Consider the following 6,474-nt stretch of genomic DNA (forward strand, 5'->3'; position numbering starts at 1 on the left):
GGACGCGCTCATAGGGGCCGCCGCAGAGTTCGGCATAGCCCCAGCCCTCATTGCCGACCAGCAGTTTTGCTTCCCTGCCGGGAACGATGACCAGCAGCGTCTCCTCGAAGCGGGGGTCGTAGCCGCAGAGATAGGCGACGTTGGCGGCATGCTCGCGGTCGCCGTAGATGACGAAGCAATCGAAGCCGGCCTTCAAGCCGCGCGCAACCAGCGCTTCGATGCGCGCCTCGTAAGTGGCGCGTGGAATGAGCGGCATCACCGTCGGCTCGCCGAATTCCGGCAGCGACATGGTTTTCAGGGCAACCGACGCGACAGGCATGAACAAACGCCTCCAAGTGCTTGCAAATACCGGGAATGCCGGTAGCGGGGCTCATGGCCGGCGGACAATGGCCTTGCGGGACCGGATGTGCAATAGGCTTACATCAACCCGCCCAGTGCGCTTCGGGACAATTTGCCATGAACAGTTTTTCTTCTCGCGTTGCCACCGCCGCCGCCGCTATTCGCCAGATCTTCCCGGAAACGCCGCTGCAGGAAAACGACTATCTGTCGAAGAAAACCGGGGCGCGGGTGCTTCTCAAGCGCGAGGACCTGACGCCGGTACGCTCCTACAAGATCCGTGGCGCCTTCAATTTCTTCCGCAAGGCGCTGGCCGCCGGCAACAACGCCGAGCTGTTCGTCTGCGCCTCCGCCGGCAATCACGCCCAGGGCTTTGCCTTCGTGTGCCGCCATTTTGGCAAAAAGGGCGTGGTCTTTATGCCGGTGACTACACCTCAGCAGAAGATCGACAAGACGCGGCTGTTTGGCGGCGACTTCGTCGAGATCAGGCTGGTCGGCGACTTCTTCGACGATTGCTATCGCGCCGCGTTCGAATTCGCGGAAAGCGGCGGCGCGCATATGGTGCCGCCCTTCGACCACAAGGACATCATCGAAGGACAGGCGACCGTTGCCTATGAGATCGCGGACCAAATGCCGGGCGCGCGCATGCCCGATGTCGTCATGCTGCCGGTCGGCGGCGGTGGTCTCGCCGCCGGTGTGACGCACTACTTCGCCGACCAGCATCGCGAGGCGCGTTTTGTCTTCTGCGAGCCGGCAGGCGCGCCGAGCCTCAGCGAGAGCCTGTCCTCAGGCAAACGGATCAAGCTCTCCAAGGTCGACAATTTTGTCGACGGCGCCGCTGTCGCGGAGATCGGCCGTGAGCCGTTGCGGCATCTGAGGGAATTTGCCGCCGATGCGGTGCGGCTGATCCCGGAGAACCGGCTCTGCGCGACCATGATCGAGATGCTCAACGTTGAAGGCGTGGTGCTGGAGCCGGCAGGCGCCCTGGCGATCGATGCGCTCAAGGATTTTTCCCGCAAGGAGATCAGGGGCAAGACCATCGTCGCGGTGGTTTCGGGCGGCAATTTCGATTTCGAGCGGCTGCCCGACGTCAAGGAGCGGGCGCTGCGCTTCGAAGGGCTGAAGAAATACTTCATCATCCGCTTTCCGCAGCGGCCGGGCGCGTTGCGCGATTTCCTCGAAATGCTGGGGCCGGACGACGACATCGCCCGCTTCGAATATCTGAAGAAATCGGCGCGCAATTTCGGCTCGGTGCTGATCGGCATCGAGACCAAGGACCGCCGCAATTTCGATCTGCTGAGAGCGAATTTCGACGCCGAAGGCGTGCAATACCAGGACATCACCGACAACGAGACCCTGGCCGGGTTTATCATATGAGCGGGAAAGGAGCGGTCTTCGTCGCGCTGTTTTCCGGCATCAATGTCGGCGGCAACCGCATTGTCAGGATGGCGGAGTTGCGGACCTTCTTCGAGGAACTCGGCTTTTCCGATGTGGTCAGCTATGTGCAGAGCGGCAACGTCGTGTTCCGGTCAGCAAAGGGCGATGCCGCCGGTTTGACGAAAAAGCTGGAGGCCGCCTTCGAGAAGCAATGGGGGTTCCATTCGCGCATCATGGTGCGCGATGCCGGCTGGTTCGAGCGGCTGGTGAAGGAAAATCCCTATCCGGAGGTCTCCGACGATCCGACCAAGCTGCATGCCTATGTGCTGGAGCGCGGGCCGACGACCGAGGAGATCGCGCGGCTCGCCGAAAAATGCACCGGCCCGGAGCGCTTCGAGGTCAAGCGCGACGTGCTTTACCTGCATGCGCCGGAGGGGCTCGGCAAATCGGTGTTCGCCAATCTCATTCCACGCACCCTGAAAGTGCCGGGAACGGCCCGCAACTGGCGCTCGGTGCTGGCGCTGGTCGAGATGGCGGGCCAGACAGGCGCCTGACGCCAATCGGCTCACGCGGCCTTCTGCCAGTCGAAGGTCAGTTCCTCGCGGAAGGCAAAGCGCTTGATGTGGTCGGCGACGACCGTTTCCAGGCGTTCGAGCGATGTCGCGTCGTCGGCTGCCACGGCGATATGGAGCGCTTTGGCATCGGCCTCCATCACCGTGCGTCCCAGCGACGTCAGGTCGATGGCGCCGTGGTGCGGGTCGAACTCGACCGGAAATTTGTGCGCCCAGTGCTTGCAGAGTTGCTGCAGGTAGCGGCTGGCATGTTCGGTGGCGACATCGGCGCGACTGGTCGGCATGGATGAATTTCTCCCGGCGGATTAAGAAAAACGCCAGCCTCGTAAAGCTGGCGTCATGAGCGGATAGATAGGCGCCGTCTGGCGAAGCGCCAGAGCTTGGCGGTTAAATTGCCGTGGGATTGGCGAAACGCCTACCAGCTGCCTGTGTTCGGCATCGAGGCCCAGGGCTCGGCCTTGGCCTTTGCCGGGCCCTTCTGCAGCAGCTCGATCGAGATCCCGTCCGGCGAGCGGATGAAGGCCATGTTGCCGTCCCGCGGCGGCCGGTTGATGGTGACGCCGCTGTCCATCAGGTGCTGGCAGGTGGCATAGATGTCGTCGACCTCATAGGCGAGGTGGCCGAAATTGCGGCCACCCTTGTAGTCCTCCGGGTCCCAATTGTAGGTCAATTCGACCAGCGGCGCCTTCTCCGCGATGCCGCTCTTCTCGTCTCCCGACGCGGCGAGAAAGATCAGCGTGTAGCGCCCCTGCTCGTTCTCGTAGCGGCGCACTTCCTTCAGGCCGAGCTTGTTGCAGTAGAAGTCGAGCGAGGCATCGATGTCGGCGATGCGGACCATGGTGTGCAGATAGCGCATGGGATCTTTCTCCGGGCGTTGCGTCGCGGCGGAACATAGGGGCCACCCGGCCAAAGGGCAATCGCCGGAACGCCGGAGCAAGAGGGGCAATCCGACAGTCAAGCCGAGCCGGAGCGCGGCACAGTCCGATTTTAGGACACGTCACCCCGGTTGCGGACATGCCGGCAAAGGACAAATGAGGTATTCCAGTGTTCAACGGTGAAAAAAGGCACGTCAGGTCTTGCACACACCGGAAGCCGCGGTGTTAATCTGATGTCAAGAATCAGTTGCGGTTGTGTTGAAAAAAGGGGGCATTCTTATGGGGGAAAAGGCCTCTTTTACGGGGCGGGACGGAAGCCTTGACGGCGCCTTGAAGCGCGACAGCGGCGGCGAGGGCGCCGACCTTGTCGAAATCGCCGGCGCGATCAAATGGTTCGACGTGGCCAAGGGCTACGGCTTCATTCTTCCGGACGATGGTGCCTCCGGTGATATCCTCCTCCATGTGACGTGCCTTCGAAAGGACGGGTTCCAGACCGCGCTGGAAGGCGCGCGTGTCGTTTGCCTGGTCAAGCAGGGCGAGCGCGGCCTGCAGGCCTTCCGCGTTCTTTCCATGGATGCCAGCACGGCGGTGCACCCGGCCGAGATGCAGGAGCAGCGCACACATGTCACCGTGGCGCCGGAGAGCGGGCTCGAGCGGGCGCTGGTGAAGTGGTTCAACCGCACCAAGGGATTCGGCTTCCTGACCCGGGGCGAGGGCACCGAGGACATTTTCGTCCACATGGAGACGCTGCGGCGCTATGGCATCACCGAGCTCAGGCCCGGTCAGGTCGTGCTGGTTCGTTTCGGCCGCGGCGACAAGGGCCTTATGGCTGCCGAAATTCACCCGGATATGGGCACCTTGCCGGTCTCGCATTAAGCGCAGTCCGGCCGAGGATCTTGCATGCTTCACAGGAACTGGCTGACGGCTGGCGCGGTCTGCGTCGCGATGGCTTTCGTCATCGCGGCCGCCGTCTATTTCTATTCACAGCGGCCGACTTCGGCCGATGGTCAGGCCATGATCCTGCCCGTCGACCCGACGCCGCTGGTGGCGGTGACGAAATCGGGTGAACGCTCCTTTTCGATCGAGATCGCCGACACATCCGATGAGCGAGAGGCGGGCCTGATGTTCCGCCAGCAGATGGCCGACGATCACGGCATGCTGTTCGTGTTCGAGGAGTCCAGGGACCTGACTTTCTGGATGAAGAACACGCCGATGCCGCTCGACCTGATCTTCGTCGGGCAGGACGGCAGGATCCGGGCAATCTTGCACGGCGAGCCGCAGTCCGAGGCGATCATCTCGCCCGGCGAACCGGTGCGCTTCGTGCTCGAGCTCAAGGCAGGCACGGCCGCCAAGGACGGTATCGCGGACGGCGACCTGTTGCGCCATCCGGCCATCGGCACGGCGTCGGGGCCGGCCAGGCCGGCGCCGGACAAGGGCGATGCGCCGAGCGTCGATCCCAACTGAACAATCCGGACCTTTGCCGATGCAGTATTTTTCGCACGACGGTTTCGACCTTGCCTATCTCGATCGCCAGCCGGCATCGGGCTACGGCGATCCGGTGCTGATGATCCACGGCTTTGCCTCCAGCCACTATGTCAACTGGGTGTCGCCCGGCTGGTTCAAGACGCTGAACGATGCCGGCTACCGGGCGATTGCCTTCGACAACCGTGGTCACGGCTCGTCGTCGAAAAGCTATGACGAGGCCGACTACACGCCGGCCAGGATGGCCTCGGACGGGGCCGCCTTGCTCGATCATCTCGGTATCGAACGGGCCCATCTGATGGGCTATTCGATGGGCGCGCGCATCTCGGCTTTCCTGGCGCTGTCCGACCCGGACAAGGTGGCGACGCTGGTGTTCGGCGGCCTTGGCATCGGCATGGTCGACGGTGTCGGCGACTGGGACCCGATCGCGGCGGCACTTCTTGCCGAAGATCCAGCGGCGACGACGCATCCGCGCGGCCGCTCGTTTCGCGCCTTCGCCGACCAGACGCGCAGCGACCGCCGGGCGCTTGCCGCCTGTATCGCCACCTCGCGCGAACTGCTCAGCGAAGGCGACATGGCGCGGATTTCCCAGCCGACCCTGATCGCCGTCGGCACCAAGGACGACATTGGCGGCTCGCCGGACGAACTGGCGGCGTTGATGCCGAATGCAAGGGCATTCCACATCGAGGGCCGCGACCATATGCTGGCCGTCGGCGATAAGAGCTTCAAGCAGCGCGTGCTGGAGTTCCACGCCGAAAACCCGCTCTAATACGGCACCAGTGAGTGCCATGGTCGACCTTCTCGTCACTTACATGGAGATGACCGAGCCGCCGTCCGGCGAGGGCATTGCTGCCCGGCTGGCGGGTGCGACGGTGGGGCGGGAAACGCTCGATATCGGAGGCTATGTCAGCCTCTACCGCGCCGTCGGCGAGCCGCTGCAGTGGGATCAACGGCTGCGCATGGAGCCACGGGAGCTTGAACGGCTGCTCGCCAGTCAGGCGACGCATGTCCATGTCCTGCGCGTCGACGGCGAGGCGGCCGGCCTGTGCGAGTTCAACGGCGTTGGCCAATCCGTTGTCGAGCTCACCCATTTCGGGCTTGTGCCCGCTTTCCAGGGCCGCCGGCTCGGGCCGTTCCTGCTTGACCGGTCGCTTCGCGCGGTCTGGTCATATCGGCCCGAAAGGCTCTGGCTGCACACCGACACCTATGACCATCCCAATGCGCAGCCAGTCTACCGGCGCGCAGGCTTCAAGGCCTATGCCGAGCAGATGGAGACCTTGCCGGATTAGGCAATGCAGCTATTATTTTCCACGCAATTCCGGACGGAAAACCGTTACACACTTTTCCTGGAATTGCTCAAGCTTCCAGCGCCTGCAGCGATCGTGCAAGGTTCCGCCTGGCCTGGGGTTCGAACCGTTGCCGGAACTCGTCGGTGTGGAAGATATGCGGGCGGGCAAGGAAACTCTTCAGCACCGCGCCGCGTCCGGCACGCCACATCGGCTCCTCGACCCAATGGTATTCCTGGCGGACGGCCCGCTCGTAGGCATCGAAGGTCTCGGGCGCCGCACCCAGGATAGCGAGGTCCATGTCGAGCATGAGTGCCGCGTCGCTGGCGAAATCCTCATCGTCGGAGCGCGGCAGTTCGTGCGTGGCGGTGGCGAGGATCATCGCGGCGACGCGGCCGAGGCGCCCCGCGTCGGTGCGGCCGGCGAGTTTTTGCTCGGCAAGAGCGGCACTCTGCGCCTCGTTGTCCTTGGCCCGGCTGTCATAGATGGCGTCATGGAACCAGATCGCCGCCTCCACGGCTTCCGGGTCATGGAGCAGGCGTCTAT

9 protein-coding genes and 1 pseudogene are annotated in these 6,474 nt (G+C 63.5%); 6 read left to right on the forward strand and 4 right to left on the reverse strand.

Annotated features, from left to right (window positions below; genetic code table 11):
• A pseudogene (locus EN745_RS26985) lies at positions 1 to 319 on the reverse strand (hypothetical protein); the annotation flags it as partial.
• Between the two features lie 137 nt (positions 320 to 456).
• On the opposite strand from EN745_RS26985, the gene ilvA reads away from it, so the two are divergent.
• Both ilvA and EN745_RS26995 read left to right on the forward strand, forming a co-directional pair.
• The gene (gene ilvA, locus EN745_RS26990) at positions 457 to 1,713 is read left to right on the forward strand and encodes a threonine ammonia-lyase IlvA (RefSeq protein ID WP_126054339.1); all 1,257 of its coding nucleotides are present in this window, start codon (positions 457 to 459) and stop codon (positions 1,711 to 1,713) included.
• A complete protein-coding gene (locus tag EN745_RS26995) occupies positions 1,710 to 2,267 on the forward strand; it encodes a DUF1697 domain-containing protein (protein WP_127422662.1) in 558 nt (185 codons plus the stop codon). The genes ilvA and EN745_RS26995 overlap by 4 nt, the downstream gene beginning before the upstream one ends.
• 11 nt (positions 2,268 to 2,278) lie before the next feature.
• Here EN745_RS26995 and EN745_RS27000 read toward each other — a convergent pair whose 3' ends face one another.
• Together EN745_RS27000 and EN745_RS27005 are read right to left on the reverse strand one after the other, a co-directional pair.
• Positions 2,279 to 2,569, reverse strand: a complete 291-nt coding sequence (locus tag EN745_RS27000) for a DUF2218 domain-containing protein (RefSeq protein WP_126054341.1) — start codon at positions 2,567 to 2,569, stop codon at positions 2,279 to 2,281.
• A 131-nt stretch (positions 2,570 to 2,700) separates the two neighbouring features.
• A complete protein-coding gene (locus EN745_RS27005) occupies positions 2,701 to 3,141 on the reverse strand; it encodes a VOC family protein (protein WP_126054342.1) in 441 nt (146 codons plus the stop codon).
• Positions 3,142 to 3,439: 298 nt separating this feature from the next.
• On the opposite strand from EN745_RS27005, the gene EN745_RS27010 reads away from it, so the two are divergent.
• The 4 genes from EN745_RS27010 to EN745_RS27025 are packed head-to-tail and all read left to right on the forward strand — an operon-like array spanning position 3,440 to position 5,931.
• Positions 3,440 to 4,036 (forward strand): cold-shock protein, encoded by a 597-nt coding sequence (locus EN745_RS27010; RefSeq protein ID WP_126054343.1) that lies wholly within the window; start codon positions 3,440 to 3,442, stop codon positions 4,034 to 4,036.
• Between the two features lie 24 nt (positions 4,037 to 4,060).
• Complete coding sequence (locus EN745_RS27015; protein ID WP_126054344.1) at positions 4,061 to 4,624, forward strand: DUF192 domain-containing protein; 564 nt, start codon at positions 4,061 to 4,063, stop codon at positions 4,622 to 4,624.
• A 19-nt stretch (positions 4,625 to 4,643) separates the two neighbouring features.
• On the forward strand, positions 4,644 to 5,411 hold the full coding sequence (locus EN745_RS27020) for an alpha/beta hydrolase (protein ID WP_127422663.1): 768 nt from the start codon (positions 4,644 to 4,646) through the stop codon (positions 5,409 to 5,411).
• A 19-nt stretch (positions 5,412 to 5,430) separates the two neighbouring features.
• Positions 5,431 to 5,931: a GNAT family N-acetyltransferase gene (locus EN745_RS27025; protein WP_127422664.1), complete on the forward strand. Its 501-nt coding sequence runs from the start codon at positions 5,431 to 5,433 to the stop codon at positions 5,929 to 5,931.
• 67 nt (positions 5,932 to 5,998) lie between these two features.
• On the opposite strand, the gene EN745_RS27030 is transcribed toward EN745_RS27025, so the two are convergent.
• Positions 5,999 to 6,474: hypothetical protein (locus EN745_RS27030; RefSeq protein ID WP_127422665.1), on the reverse strand; the 476-nt coding region annotated here is incomplete at its 5' end.

This window comes from Mesorhizobium sp. M4A.F.Ca.ET.022.05.2.1, from assembly GCF_003998845.1.
Classification (GTDB): domain Bacteria; phylum Pseudomonadota; class Alphaproteobacteria; order Rhizobiales; family Rhizobiaceae; genus Mesorhizobium.